Below are 15,697 nucleotides of genomic sequence, written 5' to 3' on the forward strand. Positions count from 1 at the left end.
TAAGGATTAAACATGAATAGGATTGATAGAAAATTTAAACAATTGCGCAAGGAAGGTAAAAAAGCGTTTATCGCGTTTTTGACCGCGGGATATCCGGATTTAAAAATAACAGGTGATTTGATTCTGGCGTTTGAAAAATCCGGTGTTGATATTATTGAGATCGGGGTTCCTTTCTCTGACCCGATTGCCGACGGTCCAGTAATACAAGAGGCGTCGCAAAAGGCTTTAGAGGGAAGGGTTAATTTAGATGATATCTTTGCCCTTGTAAAGAAAGTGCGCGCTAAAAGCCAGGTCCCTATTTGCTTGATGACTTATTATAATCCCGTATTTTCTTATCAAGAAGAAAGATTTGTTAGAAACGCTCATGCGGTTGGCGTTGATGGGTTGATCGTGCCGGATTTGCCTTGCGAGGAAGCAGGCAGCCTTATTAAAGCCTGCCGCAAATACGCAATCGATACTATATTCTTTGCTTCTCCCACAACCAAAGAAGCGCGGATTCAAAAGATATCCTCTTCTTCAAGAGGTTTTATTTATTATGTTTCCACAACCGGAGTTACTGGAGCAAGAAAGGATATTTCCGGCAGTTTAAAGAAAGACGCCTTAAGGCTAAAAAGGCTTGTGTCTTTGCCTGTGTGCGTGGGGTTTGGCATATCTACTCCAAAACAGGTCAAGCAGGTATCCAGTTTCTCCGACGGAGTAATTATCGGAAGCGCTATTGTTAAGAAGATAAAGGAGAATTCAGGACATACTTCTCTTGTTAAAAAAGTGTCTTTGTTTGTAAGGGAACTGAAAGGAAAATAGATGTATCAAAAAACAACTTTTGATAATGGCCTAAGGCTTGTAACAGCTGCGATGCCTAGAATGCGCTCGGCATCATTGGGGATATTTATAAAAGTCGGCGGCCGCAATGAAGAGGGTAAGATTAAAGGGGCAGCGCATTTTATAGAGCATCTGCTTTTTAAGGGCAGTAAAAAATATTCCTGCCGCAGGCTTAAAGAAGCCATTGAAGGCGTGGGAGGAACGTTAAACGGCTTTACTTCCGAGGAGGTTACCTGTTATCTGGTCAAGACCCCTGCGGAACACTTGGATACTTCTTTGGATGTTCTTTCGGATATGGTCTTAAACCCGCTTTTCTTGGCTTCTGAAATTGAGAAAGAAAGAACGGTTATCTTAGAAGAAATAAAGATGTATCAGGACCTGCCGCAAAGTTATGTGCATGAGTTGTTGGATAATATTTTGTGGCCGCGTCATCCTTTAGGCGAAAGTATCTTAGGCTCTGTTGAAACTATTTCCGCGATGAAAAGAAGTGATATTCTAGATTTCAAGAAAACGCATTACAACGCCTCAAATATTGTAATTAGCGCCTGCGGGAAAGTAGGGCATGAGAAATTAGCGCGAAAATTTAAAACTATTTTCTCCGGGCTTAAAAGATCAGAGCCGAATGGTTATATTGTTTTTAAGCCCGCTCAAAAAGAGCCGGCGTTGAACATATTAAATAAAGATACCGCGCAGGTGCATTTAGCTTTGGGTTTTCACAGTTTAGAGCGGGAACACCCCTTAAGATACGCGCTGGGTTTGTTAAATATTATTTTGGGCGGCAATATGTCAAGCCGCCTTTTTGAGCAGGTGCGCGAAAAAAGAGGCTTAGCCTATGAGATCGCAAGTACCGCAAAGCGTTTTCAGGATACCGGCGCCTTTGTGGTGCATGCCGGAGTGGACAATAACAAACTTTTTCCGGCATTAGAGCTTATTTTTAAAGAGCTAAAAAAGATAAAAAATAATTACGTCTCCCAAGATGAATTACGCCGTTCTAAAGATTTTTATCTGGGGCAGTTGTCTTTGGCCTTTGAAGAAACCATGGATAGCATGCTTTGGATAGGCGAATCAAGCGCGGTCTGCGGCAAGATATATAAGCTTAATCAGGTTATAGACAAGGTTAAAAAGGTCAGCCTAGGGCAAATTAATGAAGTTGCCAGGATCGTATTTCAGGAAAAATATATAAACTTAGCTTTGATTGGAGACCTTAAAGGGAAAGAAGCTAAAATCAAAGAAAGGTTGTCATTGTGACATCTGGTGTAGAGAAATTTCTATCCATTCCCTCTTTAACGGCAATCTTGTTTGTTTTTGCCTGCCTGTCTTTTCTTATTTCCGCCACCGAAACAGCAATTATCAGTTTAAGCAAGATCCGCCTGCGCCATATGATCTCCCAGAAGGTAAGAAACAGCGAAAGCGTCCAGCGGCTGATCCAGAAAATGGATAGGTTTTTGGCAGCGATATTAGTATTTAATAACTTTGTGAATATTGCTATCTCGGCGCTGGTTACAGCTTTATGCGTATCTTTGTTCGGGTATAAGTGGGGGATAATAATCGCCACCGTCAGCACCGCTTTATTCATAGTTATTGTTTGTGAAATTACCCCTAAAGTAATCGCTATTAAATTCAGCGAGCGCATCGCTTTGATCACCGCCCCGATTTGGGAATTCATACTTAAGGCTTTTAAGCCCTTGATATCTATTTTCAGTTTTTCCAGCAACCTGATTATCAGGATGCTGGGGCTTAAAACCGGCAAGCGTTCGCCTCTTATCACTGAAGAGGAGCTGCGTTTCATGATCCATGTGGCTAACGAAGAAGGATTTGTCACTGAAGAAGAGCGTAAGATGCTTTTAAGGATATTTGAGTTTGGGGATACTAAAGTCAGCGACGTAATGGTCCCCAAAGATAAGATGGTCGGGATCAATATTAATGCCAAGCCTGATGAGCTTCTGAATATCTTTGTGGAGCAGGGGCACGCGCGGCTTCCGGTGTTTAAGGATTCTTTAGATAATGTGGTGGGGATTATTTATGCCAGGGACCTGCTCTATATTTTAAGAGACAGAGGATTGTTCCTGATAAATGACCTTATCCACGATGCCTATTTTGTGAATGAACGCGCCCGGGTAAGCGAAATATTAAAGAAGTTTCAGTCTGATAAGGTCCAGATGGCGGTTATTGTGGATGATCAGAAGCGCACTAAAGGTTTGGTCACCTTAGAAGACCTGATCGAGGAGATTGTAGGGGAGATAGAAGAGAAGCAGACCTTAAGGCCCCTTAAGGGGAAGATGCTTTAAGCGTGATGGTTTTGATGATATTGACAGGTTAGATAAGCTGTGCTATTATTGTTAATACATATTTCTTACCAAAAAGGAGGATTTCATGGCGGAAAAAGGTTATTGCGTTAAATGTAAGGCCAGCAAAGAAATGAAAGACGAGCAGAAGGTTACTATGAAGAATAAGCGCTTGGCAATGAAAGGCAAATGCCCTGACTGCGGCACGGGGATGTATAAGATCTTAGGAAAGAAATAATTTTCCTTTTCAAGGGGAAGTAATTATAGATACCAAAAAACTGGCATTTAGGATCGCGTCTATTATTAAGGATAAGAAGGGGCGTAAATTAGCCATCCTTCAGATGCCTGCTTCAAGCGGTATCGGCGATTATTTTATTATCACAAGCACCACTTCTATGCGCCAGGCGCATGCGATTGCTGAGGCCATCTTTTCAGACTTAAAGAAAGATGGCCTCAGGCCTTTAGCGCCGGTTTTGTCAAGCGACCAATCCGGGTGGCTGGTGCTTGATTATTCAAGTATAGTGGTGCATGTTTTCTATGAGCCTGTGCGCGAGTTTTACGCCCTGGAGCGCCTATGGGCAAATGCCAAGAAATTGCGCGTCCCGCGGAAAATTTAAACACATCGCAGAAAAATATTCCTTTCTTAAATATTTATGAAAAAAGATATACAAGATTTAATCCGTAATCTTATTAAAGATTGCCTAAAAGATATCTGTCCCGAAGGCTTTGAGATTATTTTGGATATTCCGCAAGACGAACGTTTTGGGCAGTTGTCTTCTAACGTCGGTTTAAGGCTGGCCAAACAGCTTAAGAAATCCCCGCTTGAGATTGCTTCAAGCCTTGCCCGGAAGATCCAGGAAAAATTGCCTTCTTCAGAGTTGTCCGGCTTAATTGAGAAAGTGCAGGTTGCCCCTCCGGGGTTCTTGAATTTTTATTTTAGCGTTGGATTCTTATCTTCTTTTGTTTATGGTGCAGTTTCTCAAGGGAAGGCTTTTTTGAGGCGTGATCGCGCGCATAAGCAAAAGGTCCTTATTGAATTTGTAAGCGCCAATCCCACAGGCTGTTTATCGGTGGCGCACGCGCGTCAGGCGGTGGTGGGGGATGTTCTGGCGAATATCCTTGAATTTACGGGTTTTGATGTTACCCGCGAATATTATCTAAATGACGAAGGTAACCAGATAAATATATTAGGCGCGTCAGTGGGTTTAAGGCTTAAGGAATTAAACGGCGAGAAAATAGATTTTCCAGAGGATTATTATCAGGGAGATTATATTGTTGATATTGCGCGCCAGGTTAAAGAAAATAATATCAATACAGCCGGCCTGGGTGATTTCGCCGGGAATTATATCCTTGATATCATCAAAAAAGAACTGGATGATTTTGGAGTTAAGTTTGATGTCTGGTATAGCCAAAAATCTTTGCGCCTAAGCGGCAAGATTGAAGAGGCCTTCGCGCTTCTTAAGGAAAAAGGCTCTCTTTATGAAAAGGAAGGGGCGCTTTGGTTTTCTTCCACAAATTTCGGAGATGATAAGGATAGGGTAGTAGTAAAAAGCGATAAAAGCATGACCTATCTTGCCCCGGATATCGCCTATCACCTGGATAAATACCGCAGGGGTTTTAAATTGTTGATCAATTTGTGGGGGCCGGATCATCACGGCTATATCAACCGTTTAAAGGCATCAGTTGCGGCATTAGGCAATGACCCTAAAACTCTTTCTATTATAATCGTGCAGCTTGCTACGATCTTCCGCGCGGGAAAACCTGTGCAGATGTCTACCCGTAAGGGGCAATATATTACTTTGCGCGAGGTATTAGACGAGGTGGGAATTGACGCCAGCCGTTTCTTCTTTATCATGCGCCGCGTCTCAAGCCACCTTGATTTTGACCTTGAAATTGCCAAGAAGCAGACCCCGGAAAATCCGGTGTATTATGTCCAATATGCCTGCGCGCGCATATCCAGCATCTTGCGTTCTGCCGCAGAGAAACAAGAAATAAGCCCAGATATTTTAAGCCTTTTAAAAGAGCCGGAAGAGCTTTTGTTAATGGCAAAGCTGTGGCAGTTTTTATGTATTTTAGATATTTGCTGTTATTCGCAGGATCCGTATTTAATCACTGTTTATTTGCAGGAATTAGCCGAATCTTTTCATAAATTCTATGACCGCCATCGCGTGCTTTGTGAAGATGAAAAACTATCTTGCGCCAGATTAGCTTTAATAAAAGCAGTGCGAGTGGTGCTTGCCGCAGGATTAGAATTAGCTGGAGTGTCTGTGCCAGAGAAGATGTAAGGTTTATGCCAAGCCACAAGATTTTGAATATCCCGCCTGAAGATGCACTTTTGCAAAAAACCCTGAAAAGCCAAATTGGCGTTTCTTCTGTTTTAGCGCAAGTGCTGATAAACCGCGGCATTACAGCCTCTCAGGAAGCAGTTAATTTCCTGAATCCCCAATTAAAATCAATGCACGACCCGTTTCTTTTTAAGGATATGCATAAGGCCGTGGATCTTATTAAAAAAGCCCAAAGCAAGAAGCAGAATGTTCTTTTGCACGGTGATTATGATACCGACGGGGTGACGTCACTGGCGGTGCTTAAGATAACCTTTGATAAATTAGGGATAAATACATTCTCTTTTATCCCTCACCGGGTTAAACACGGATACGGGGTTAATAAAGATATCTTAACGCTTGCAAAAGCAAAGAATGTTTCTCTTGTTGTTACCGCAGACTGCGGAACTTCAAGCCATGAAGAGATAAACGCCTTAAATCAACATGGCATAGAGGTTGTGGTTACCGACCATCATAAGCCCTCTTTAGATATGTTGCCTCAGTGCCAGGCCATGATCAACCCTAAAATTGAAGGCAGCGGTTATCCCTATCCGGAATTAGCCGGCGTGGGGGTAGCCTATAAACTATGCCAGGCATTAACCGGGGAGAATCTTGCCGAATTATTGGATTTGGTTTGTTTAGGCACAATTGCTGATGTGGTGCCTTTGACAGGGGAAAACAGGATTATTGCCAAAGAAGGCTTGAACAATCTTTTTTCCGCAAGCCGGGTTGGAATAAAAGCATTAATGCAGTCAAGCCGTCTCAATAACAAACGTTTGAGCTCACATTATGTAAGTTTTATTTTGGGCCCCCGCATTAACGCCAGCGGCAGAATGGACAGCGCGCACTTGTCTCTGGATTTGTTGTTAAGCAATAACCCGGAAAATGCGCAAGTTTTAGCCAGCCAAATAGAATCTGCCAACCGCTCGCGTCAGAAAGTAGAATCCCAGATCATTGAAGAGGCCAGAGAAATTATTAATCGGGAAGTTAATTTTAAAGAGCATAAAGTTATTGTGGTGGCCAAGCATGGGTGGCATGAAGGGGTCTTAGGGATAGTGGCTTCAAAGCTTGCGGATCAGTTTTACCGCCCCACAATTGTTATTTCATTGGGGGAAAAGTTTTGCAAGGGGTCCGGCCGTTCCATTAAGAATTTTCATTTGTTTGACGCCTTGGCGGATTGTAAAGAATTTCTGCATAACTTTGGCGGACACGAGCATGCTGTAGGCTTATCAGTAGATAAAGACAATATTCAGGATTTCCGCAGCCAAATTAATAAGCTGGCGCACCAGAGGTTATCCATAGAAGATCTTTTGCCAAGTATTGAAGTTGACATGCGGTTGTCTCTGGCAGATTTAAGCCGGGATTTAGCATGGGAAATAAGAAAACTTGAGCCGTTTGGCAGCGGTAACCCGCAGCCGCTTTTTTACAGTACCGGCCTTAAATTAAAAGGGGCCCCGCAGGTTCTAGCCCGCGATACCCTAAAATTCTGGGTTACAGACGGGAAGAACACCATAACCGCTATTGCCTTTGGCATGGGTTCTTCCTTGGAAAGTTTGGTAAATTCCCAACAGATTGATTTAGTCTATAGTCTTGGGATAGATAGTTGGCAGGGAGAAGATTCGCTTCTTTTAGAAGTAAAAGAGATTTTCTTTAAGCCTTAACTACTTTGCCTTTTTTGATGCATCTGGTGCAGACATAGGCCTTGCGCGGATGGCCATCAACGACGATACGCAGTTTCTGCAGGTTAGGCATGAAGGTTCGGGCATTTCTGCGGCTTACCTTACTTCCGGTTCCGCCCTTTTTCTTTGCCAAGCCTTTACGCACTAATCTTTTTCCGGCCATTGGGCCTTTACCGCATAATAAACAGACTTTGAACATTGAAGAGCTCCTTTTAAATAAAAGATTGTAAGTTGGCGTTTGCCAGTAGCAAGCGTGGAATTAAGTATACTTGAAAATCAGGCGTTGTCAAGGTAGAATTGTGATATGGAAAATAACATTTTAGAAGGTTTAAATCAAGAGCAGATTCAAGCGGTTAAGCATGAAAAGGGGCCGCTTTTGATTATTGCCGGAGCCGGAACCGGCAAAACCACAGTTATTACCCGCAGGATTTCCTGGATTATTGCCCAAGGTTTAGCCAAGATGGACCAGATCTTGGCGCTTACCTTCACGGATAAGGCAGCCCAGGGCATGCAGGAACGTTTAGATGTTCTCTTGCCCTATGGTTATACTGATATTTGGATTTCTACATTTCACGCCTTTGGCGACAGATTACTGCGCGAAAACGCGCTTTTGGCAGGGCTTCGCCCGGATTTTAAGGTTATGACCCTTCCGGAGTCAGCGGTATTCTTCCGGGAACATCTTTTTGAATTTAATTTATCTTTTTTCCGCCCGCTTTCTGACCCCACGCGTTTTATTGAGGCCTTGATCTCTCTTTTTAGCCGCGCCAGAGACGAAGATATCTCACCCAGAGAATATTTAAAGTTTGCGCAAGATTTTCTTTTAAAGGCAAAAGCTTCTTCTGACCCCGCGCAGGAAGAAGAGGCCTTGGCGCAAATGGAAATAGCTTCTTGTTACGCGAAATATCAGGAACTTCTCCTAAAAGAAGGATTTCTGGATTTTAGCAGCCAATTTTATCTTGCGCTTTGCCTGTTAAGAGAAAGGCCTTCGGTATTAAAAAGATACCAGGAACAATTTAAATATATTTTAGTGGATGAGTTTCAGGATACAAACTTTTCCCAGCTTGAAATTATTAAACTTTTGGGAGGAGAAAACAGCAATATTACCGTAGTTGCGGATGACGATCAGTGCATTTACCGTTGGCGCGGCGCTGCCTACAGCAATGTGCTTAATTTTGTGCAACAATATCCGCAAGCCTCCAAAGTAAGCCTGATTAAGAATTACCGCTCCGGGCAGAAAATCTTAGACAGCGCTTACGGCCTAATCCAAAATAACAACCCTGACAGGTTTGAAGTAAAAGCCGGCATCAACAAACAGCTTATTTCCGTGAATAATCCAGGGCAGGCGCCTGCGCATTTACATTTTGATACATTGTCAAGTGAAGCTGACGCGGTTGCCCGGATGATCCATGAAAAAGCTTGTTCCGGCAGTTATAAATACCGTGATTTTGCTATTCTGGTGCGCTCTAATTCCGATGCTGACAGCTTTTTGAAATCACTGAATATGCTTGGGATCCCCTGGCAGTTTAGCGGTAATCAGGGGCTGTATTCCCGAGAGGAGATAAGGCTGTGTATCAATTTCTTAAGGGTGATTGCCAATCTTAATGATTCGCTTAATCTGTATTATTTGGCCAGCTCTTCAATTTATCTTCTGGACGTAGCTGGTTTGACTATTTGCAATTCTTTGGCTAAGCGCAAGAATAGATCCTTGTATTGGATCCTAAAGAATATCCAGGCTATCCCCGAATTGCCGGATCAGTTAGATGCTGAATTTATCCAGAAGGCAAAAGATTTTCTCCTAAGCCTGGAGAAATTTCTTTTGCTTTCGCGCAATGAATCTACAGGCAGGCTTTTGTATTCTTTCTTAACCGATTCAGGATATTTAAAACAGCTTGTGCAGAATCAAAGCCTGGAGAATGAAACAAATATCCAAAATCTGGCTAAGTTTTTTAATATTGTGCGCGAGTTTGAGACAGCCGCGAAAATAGACCGCGTGGTCGGATTTGTCAATTACCTTAATCTTTTAATTGAAGCAGGGGATGACCCCTCAACTGTAGAGGCGGATTTTGACACGGACGCGGTAAATGTGCTGACTGTGCATAAAGCAAAGGGTTTGGAATTCAGGGTAGTATTCTTAGTGGGCTTAGTTCAGGGCAGATTCCCCTGGCCAAGAAGAAGCCGCCAGCCGGATCTTCCGGATGAGCTGATCAAAGAGCCCTTGCCCAGCGGGGATTCGCATATACAAGAAGAGAGGCGCTTGTTTTATGTGGGCCTGACCCGCGCCAAAGAAGAATTGTATTTAACAAGCGCGGCAGATTATGGGGGAAGCCGGATGAGAAAGATAAGCCAGTTTATTCCGGAGGCGTTAGGGGAAGAATCCAAGGTAAATAAAAAGCAAAAAAGCGATTCCCTGGAAACGATCAAGCGTTTTGCCCCTCAAAAAGGCCCTATCCGTAAGCCTCTGCCCATAGATAAGCCGTATATAGGCTTAAGTTATTACCATATAGATGATTATCTGACTTGTCCCTTAAAATATAAATATGTGAATATCCTGCGCGTGCCGATCATGGAACATCATACGGTTATTTATGGAAGGGCCATGCATGATGCTTTAAGTTTTTATTTTAAGGCGCGCATGGAAAAACAAAATATTCCGCTTGGCGATTTGTTGGAGGTATTTCGTAAGAGCTTTATGCCTGAAGGATTTTTGGAAGAGAAGCATCAGCAGCAAAGGCTTAATTGCGGGTTAGAGGCTTTGACGAAATTCTATTATGATCATCAGGGCAAGCAGGTAAAGATAAAATTTCTTGAAGAAAGTTTTTCCTTTATCTCTGGTGATGCTAAAATCAGCGGAAGATTTGACCGCGTGGACGAAGAGGACACAGGCGTGGTGATTATTGATTTTAAGACCTCCCGGATAAAAACCCAGAAAGACGCGGATAAAAGGGTTAAAAATAACCTGCAGCTTAAGCTTTACGCGTTAGCATATCAGGCTATATTCGGGGTTTTGCCCAAGACAGTTGAGTTGCATTTTATTGAATCCGGGCTAATCGGCTCATCCGGCATCGCGGATGGCGACTTAGATGAGGTTAAAGAAAAGATAGCGGAAGTTTCACAGGGCATCAGAAACCAGAAGTTTCCGGCAAAGGCCAGCTTTCTTGACTGTTCTTATTGCGCTTACAACCAAATCTGCCCGTTTGCCCGGATGAAAAACTGAATCCGGCAGGCAAAAGATTTTGTGTTGCAATAATAAGGCGTAGTGTTAGAATAGTAACATTCATAAAAAAAGAGGGTATCCTATGAAAATAAGAATTTTGTTTTTGCTTTTGGTTGTGTTTTTGGCTGGTTGCGTAAAATATGAATTCCGCCGCGGGAAAGACCCTTATGACAAGGGTTTTGTAGTTTATCGCGACGGATTCGGTATAGCAGAATATACCCTGGGCAAGAAAAATAGCGTTCCGGATGATATGGCCCTGGCAAAAGAAAGGTTTGCTCGCCGGCATAAGATGGTAGAGGATTATTATAAGAAAATGGGCTATATTAATAGCCGCCAAAAGCAGTTTTTCATAAATTATCCTAAGTTGCTTTTGCAGTTGGTGGCAAGTCCGTTTTGTCTTCCTTTTGCCGCCTATTCGCATTATAAATACGAGCATGACCCTGTGTATCGTGAAAGAATAGATAAGAAAGAACAGCAGCAGGATTCTTTTGAGGAGGCTCGGCTCAAGGAGCTAAAAGATAAATTGGCCTCTTATCTAACCGAAGATTTAAGTAATGAAAAAGATCAGCTTCAGCAACAAGAGGCGCCTAAGGCAGAAGAGGCTGCGCAAAAAGCGGCAGAGCCGGTAAAAGAGGAAGTTGTTGTTAAGACAGGGCCTGTAACAGAAAAAGTTTCTTTGCCAGCGCAGGAGGCTGTAAAAGAAGTTAAGGCCCCGGTAAAAATAGAGCCGGTAAAAAGGCAAGTTGTAACTTCTGGACAGCTGACCGCGGTTATTACTGCCCGTCCGCAAAAAGGCACAGCGCCTCTTACCGTAAAATTCTCTGCCGCCGGCTCGCGCAGTTCTTCCGGCAGGATTACCGGATATGAATGGGATTTTGGCGATGGCGACACCTCAACTAAAAGAGACGCGCTTAATACCTATTATAGCGGCACATACGGCGAAAAAGATTTTACCGCAGTGCTTAAAGTTTATGACGATAAAGGCAATACCGCTACCGCCAGCGTTAAAATTACCGCAATAAACAAATAACCTAAAAATATTAAGATGAACTGGATATCTTGGGCGATATTAACTGCTTGTCTTTGGGGGGTTGTCCCCTTAATGGAAAAGGTGGGGCTAACTAAGACCCAGCCTGTGGCGGGATTATTTTATCGTTGTTTGGGAGTGGTTATTGGTTTTGTTATTTTGAGTTGTTTTATGCTAAAGCCTGAGCAGATAAAATCCGTAGATTGGCGCTCGGCGCTTCTTTTGACAGCCGGAGGATTTATTGCCAGCTTCGCCGCGCAGTTTACATTTTATCACAGCTTAAAAATTGGCGAGATGTCCCGCGTGGTGCCTATTTCAGGAAGTTATCCGCTTATTAGTTTTCTTTTGGGGATTTTTATTTTAGGCGAATCATTCACCCCGGCAAAGTTTACCGGCGTAGTTCTTATTACTTTGGGCATCTGGGTGCTAAAAGCTTTCTAAAAAGGATATAAGATTTTGAAAAAACAAAAATTTGACGCTTACGCTTTGCTTGAGAAGTTAAGAATTCAGAAGCCGGTGGTGCATCATTTGACTAATTGGGTAACTATTTATGATTGCGCCGCTATTGTTAAGGCTATCGGCGGTTCACCGATCATGGCCTATGCCCAAGAAGAATTAGAGCAAATGACCGCGATTGCTTCGAGCCTGGTCTTAAATATCGGTACTATTACCGCGGAAACTTTCTTACAGATGCGTTCAGCATGTGCTTTTGCCAACAAGCGTGGCATCCCAGTAATTCTGGATTGCTGTGGAGCAGGGGCAAGTTTTTTCAGAGATGAGTGCTGCAATATTTTGATTAATAAGTTCCGCGTGGATATTATAAAGGGTAATTCTTCGGAGATTGCGCGAATTGCCGGGGAAAATGTGCGCACCAAAGGCGTTGACGCGGTAGCAGTAAATAAAGATTTAAAGGTGATTGCTAAGAACCTGGCTCGTCGTTTTAATTGCGCGGTAGTTATTACCGGAAAAGAAGATATTATTGCTAATTCCAAAGAAGCAGTGGTTGTGAAAAACGGCCATGCCATGATGGCAAATATCGTTGGCACTGGTTGCATGGCGGCATCGCTTATCGGCGCATTCGCCGCTGTTGAAAAGGATTTAGTTTGCGCAGCAAGTTGCGCCTTAGCCTGTTTTGGGATTGCCGCCGAGTGTGCTGCCAAGAAAACCAAGCTTCCAGGCTCATTCAAAGAAAAGCTTTATGACTGTATTTATGCTTTAGATAAGAAGACAGTCAAGAGGCTGCAAAAAATCTCTCTTCATGGATGAAACCCGATCGTTGGCTTGGGTTTAACCGCCGCCGGCTCCAATAATTGTTTGATTGCCTCAAATATAGCTTTTATAGTTTCATCATGCGCGGAATATTTTCTTTCCAGCGCTTCAACCTTTGCAGACAATTCTTTGTGAGTTAAGAGAATTTCCCTTAATTTGGTAAATGCGCGCATAATAAGAATATTAACTTGTATGGCTCTTTCGCTGTTCAATACGCTTGATAACATAGCCACACCTTGTTCGGTAAAAGCATAGGGTAGGTATTTAATGTGTTTCCCTCTTCTGGAAGCTTGTGGTTTTGTATCGTTTAAGGTCACAATTTGTGACCTTAAAGATTCTGCCTCTTCCCATGATAATTGGAACATAAAATCATCTGGGAAGCGTTTAATGTTTCTTTTTACAGATTGATTCAAAACCTTGGCCGAGACCCCGTAAAGTTTAGCTAAATCCTTATCCAGCATTACTTTTTTATCTCTTAATTCCAATATCTTTGTTGTAATAAGCTCTACCACTTGTGTTTTAGGCATTTTACTACCTCCTTTTGGCTTATTAGACGTAGGAGGAGAGGAAATCTTACAAAAAATAAGGGACGGTTGTTAAACCGTCCCCTTATTTTTAAGTGCGGAGGGAGGCCTGCCCGCCACGTTTTGTGGCGGGGAACTCTATAATTTAGTGCGGAGGGAGGGAGTTGAACCCTCATGTCTTGCGACACTGGCTTCTGAGACCAGCGCGTCTGCCATTCCGCCACCTCCGCTCTACTTCGTTCTAAGATATCTATTAGATGGTAGAACTTCGCAGCAGCTTTGTTGCCGCTACGAAGCCCTACCAGATTATTTACACATATTCGGGCGAAGTAGGGCTTCCGCGAAAAGTAAGATAGTATAACCTATCCGCAAGTAGCTGTCAATCCCGGAAAAAGGTTGTCAGAGGTGGCTTTTCTGCTATAATATAATCCCCCGCACAGTATAACAATATTATTATTATCCCGACGCCCAAAATGTAAGTAAAGTAAGCGTGTCGGGGGTCGGGATTTCGCCCTAAAGGGCTCAAGGAGTAGGATCATGTTTTTTGAGGCTTTTAAGATTACCGGTACTGCGGTGGCGCAGACATTCTTACTTGCCGCAATAGGTTATTTTTTGGTCAGGCGCAACCTTCTGGGGGATGCTTGTTTAAATACCATAAGCGGTTTAGTGATTGATGTTACTTTACCACTTATGATTTTCACTAAACTCTTGAGCCAGTTTAGTTTTAGCGCCTATCCACATTGGTGGGTATTTCCGCTTTTCAGTATAGCCATCACCGGTTTTGGGCTTTTTTGCGCTAAGGGTTGTTTAGGCTGGGTAAAAGACCCGCAGGCCAAACAGCAGTTCTTAAGTTTGGTGGGTTTTCAGAATTCCGGATATCTGCCTTTGTCGCTTGTGGCTGCGATGTTGTCCCCGGCTAAAGCAGGGGAAATGTTCATTTATATATTTTTGTTTCTTTTGGGATTTAATCTGGCGATGTTTTCTCTGGGAATTTATATCATTTCCACAGCGCACAACAAAAAATTTGAAGCCAAAAGCCTTTTTAATCCCCCGGTAATCGCGACTTTAGTTAGCCTGGCCCTAATTGCTTTAGGCTGGGGCAAGGCGATTCCCGGGTTTGTCTTGAAGCCTATTGAGATGATGGGGGATTGCACCCTGCCGCTAGCTTTACTTGTAGTCGGGGGCAATATCGCCCAGATAAAATTAAAGAATACAAATATAAAAGAAATCGCGTTAATGTCTTTTATAAAACTAGTTTTAATGCCGGCATTGGGGATGGCTTTTGTTTTGAGGCTTAATCTTACGCCGTTAGTCGGGTTATTGATAATATTACAGCTTACAATGCCGCCGGCAACGACCTTGTCGCTTTTAGTGCGTCGTTACGGTAAGGATGACCTTTTGGTAAGCCAGGGAATATTTTACGCTCACATTATAAGCATTATTACCATACCGTTATTTACCAGCCTTTATTTTGTTTTGGTGCCAAGATGACTAAGCCCATAGCCACAAACCGCAAGGCCTTTCGGGACTATGAAATTATTGAGTCCATGGAGGCAGGTATAGAATTAAAAGGCGGCGAGGTAAAGTCTGTGCGCGCGGGAAGCATCCATCTTGAAGATAGTTTTGCCCGGGTTGAAAAGGGGCAGGTTTCAGTATATAATATTAACATTCTTCCTTATGCCCAAGCCAGTTACTTAAATGCGGATCCTGTGCGCTCGCGCAGGCTTTTATTGCACAAGAAAGAAATTATCCGTCTGGGTCAGGCTTTATCGCAAAAAGGTTTGACCTTGGTGCCCTTAAAGATATATTTCAATTCCCGGGGGATTGCCAAGTTAGAAATAGCTCTTTGTAAAGGAAAGAAGCTCTACGATAAAAGAGCGGATATTAAGGATAAAGAGATTAACCGTCAGATGCGCCGGGTGATGAAGAGTAGAAATAGGTAAGTTGTTTCTTTGTCCCTTGCCTATACGCTTGTAAATTTCTGGCAAAAAAGCCATAAATTTACTGCGCAGGCTGCGGGATGATTTTTAGACAGTCAATAGTAGGGAAATCAGGGGGTGAATAGGTTCGACTTATGTAGTCGGATAAAAGCAGCATGCCGCGGATGCAAGGAAGGCCGCGTCAACAATCCTTGCAAAAACTAAACGCAAACAGACTAACGTCTGGTTCGGTAAATCGTCTGAGCCCAGCAATGGTCCCAGCCGGCGTACCGGCGTACGCAGTCCTCCCTCACTAACAGGGAGGCCTCAAACCGTTTTTGCCTAAGGGGCGGATTTGAGACTAATTAGGCTGGTTCCGGTGTATGCCTTTTGTGCCGGAATGAGATTTTCAAAGGCTGCGCCTTTAAAAATTATGTTTGCCTAAGTTTTAAGGGTTAAGATTAAAGGACAAACTAAGCATGTAGCGGCTTTTATTGGAGTGCGTAAGGACGGCGGTGCGATTCCGCCCACCTCCACCAAATTTTTGCGACAAGCAAAAATTTGGTGGATGCCGCAACGAACGTGATGCCGCGACAAGCGGCATAGTGAGTGCGGCGCCACCACCTAATTATTTTTTGCG

15 protein-coding genes, 1 tRNA gene and 1 other RNA gene are annotated in these 15,697 nt (G+C 43.2%); 14 read left to right on the plus strand and 3 right to left on the minus strand.

The annotated features are described in order from the left end of the window. The first annotated feature begins 12 nt into the window (after positions 1–12). The 7 genes from trpA to recJ all read left to right on the plus strand — a co-directional run bounded on the left by trpA (position 13) and on the right by recJ (position 7,086). Positions 13–801, plus strand: coding sequence for a tryptophan synthase subunit alpha (gene trpA, locus MUF05_06080; protein MCU0666643.1), 789 nt, complete (start codon positions 13–15; stop codon positions 799–801). Then, complete coding sequence (locus tag MUF05_06085; GenBank protein MCU0666644.1) at positions 802–2,067, plus strand: insulinase family protein; 1,266 nt, start codon at positions 802–804, stop codon at positions 2,065–2,067. It abuts the gene before it with no gap. Beyond that, entirely contained in the window at positions 2,064–3,107 is a 1,044-nt protein-coding gene (locus tag MUF05_06090; GenBank protein ID MCU0666645.1) for a CNNM domain-containing protein, read from the plus strand. The genes MUF05_06085 and MUF05_06090 overlap by 4 nt, the downstream gene beginning before the upstream one ends. An 85-nt stretch (positions 3,108–3,192) precedes the next feature. After that, positions 3,193–3,342, plus strand: coding sequence for a DUF5679 domain-containing protein (locus tag MUF05_06095; protein ID MCU0666646.1), 150 nt, complete (start codon positions 3,193–3,195; stop codon positions 3,340–3,342). Positions 3,343–3,445: 103 nt separating this feature from the next. Beyond that, positions 3,446–3,721, plus strand: a complete 276-nt coding sequence (rsfS, locus tag MUF05_06100) for a ribosome silencing factor (GenBank protein MCU0666647.1) — start codon at positions 3,446–3,448, stop codon at positions 3,719–3,721. A 36-nt stretch (positions 3,722–3,757) separates the two neighbouring features. After that, the gene (gene argS / locus MUF05_06105; GenBank protein ID MCU0666648.1) at positions 3,758–5,389 is read left to right on the plus strand and encodes an arginine--tRNA ligase; all 1,632 of its coding nucleotides are present in this window, start codon (positions 3,758–3,760) and stop codon (positions 5,387–5,389) included. Between the two features lie 5 nt (positions 5,390–5,394). Further along, complete coding sequence (recJ, locus tag MUF05_06110; GenBank protein MCU0666649.1) at positions 5,395–7,086, plus strand: single-stranded-DNA-specific exonuclease RecJ; 1,692 nt, start codon at positions 5,395–5,397, stop codon at positions 7,084–7,086. Here recJ and rpmB read toward each other — a convergent pair. Further along, on the minus strand, positions 7,076–7,303 hold the full coding sequence (gene rpmB / locus MUF05_06115; GenBank protein MCU0666650.1) for a 50S ribosomal protein L28: 228 nt from the start codon (positions 7,301–7,303) through the stop codon (positions 7,076–7,078). The two genes, recJ and rpmB, sit on opposite strands and share 11 nt — an antisense overlap. A 105-nt stretch (positions 7,304–7,408) precedes the next feature. On the opposite strand from rpmB, the gene MUF05_06120 reads away from it, so the two are divergent. The 4 genes from MUF05_06120 (at position 7,409) to thiM (ending at position 12,611) form a co-directional block, all read left to right on the plus strand. Further along, positions 7,409–10,318 carry an exodeoxyribonuclease V subunit gamma gene (locus tag MUF05_06120; GenBank protein ID MCU0666651.1) on the plus strand — a complete coding sequence of 970 codons (2,910 nt, stop codon included), beginning with the start codon at positions 7,409–7,411 and terminating at the stop codon, positions 10,316–10,318. 82 nt (positions 10,319–10,400) lie between these two features. Beyond that, positions 10,401–11,348, plus strand: a complete 948-nt coding sequence (locus MUF05_06125; protein MCU0666652.1) for a PKD domain-containing protein — start codon at positions 10,401–10,403, stop codon at positions 11,346–11,348. Between the two features lie 15 nt (positions 11,349–11,363). Continuing rightward, the gene (locus MUF05_06130) at positions 11,364–11,786 is read left to right on the plus strand and encodes an EamA family transporter (GenBank protein ID MCU0666653.1); all 423 of its coding nucleotides are present in this window, start codon (positions 11,364–11,366) and stop codon (positions 11,784–11,786) included. Positions 11,787–11,801: 15 nt separating this feature from the next. Continuing rightward, positions 11,802–12,611 carry a hydroxyethylthiazole kinase gene (gene thiM, locus MUF05_06135; protein ID MCU0666654.1) on the plus strand — a complete coding sequence of 270 codons (810 nt, stop codon included), beginning with the start codon at positions 11,802–11,804 and terminating at the stop codon, positions 12,609–12,611. Here the strand turns inward: thiM and MUF05_06140 are convergent. Together MUF05_06140 and MUF05_06145 are read right to left on the minus strand one after the other, a co-directional pair. Further along, on the minus strand, positions 12,602–13,141 hold the full coding sequence (locus MUF05_06140) for an ORF6N domain-containing protein (protein ID MCU0666655.1): 540 nt from the start codon (positions 13,139–13,141) through the stop codon (positions 12,602–12,604). The genes thiM and MUF05_06140 overlap by 10 nt on opposite strands. A gap of 146 nt (positions 13,142–13,287) precedes the next feature. Next, positions 13,288–13,368: transfer RNA gene (locus MUF05_06145), tRNA-Leu, on the minus strand. 307 nt (positions 13,369–13,675) lie between these two features. Between MUF05_06145 and MUF05_06150 the strand changes: the two genes are divergently transcribed. The 3 genes from MUF05_06150 (at position 13,676) to ssrA (ending at position 15,596) form a co-directional block, all read left to right on the plus strand. Beyond that, positions 13,676–14,629 carry an AEC family transporter gene (locus MUF05_06150; GenBank protein MCU0666656.1) on the plus strand — a complete coding sequence of 318 codons (954 nt, stop codon included), beginning with the start codon at positions 13,676–13,678 and terminating at the stop codon, positions 14,627–14,629. Further along, positions 14,626–15,081, plus strand: a complete 456-nt coding sequence (gene smpB, locus MUF05_06155; GenBank protein MCU0666657.1) for an SsrA-binding protein SmpB — start codon at positions 14,626–14,628, stop codon at positions 15,079–15,081. The genes MUF05_06150 and smpB overlap by 4 nt, the downstream gene beginning before the upstream one ends. 110 nt (positions 15,082–15,191) lie before the next feature. Next, positions 15,192–15,596, plus strand: a transfer-messenger RNA (tmRNA) gene (ssrA, locus tag MUF05_06160). Positions 15,597–15,697: the final 101 nt, after the last annotated feature.

Source organism: Candidatus Omnitrophota bacterium (assembly GCA_025453395.1).
Classification (GTDB): Bacteria; Omnitrophota; Gorgyraeia; order Gygaellales; family Profunditerraquicolaceae; genus JAlOQK01.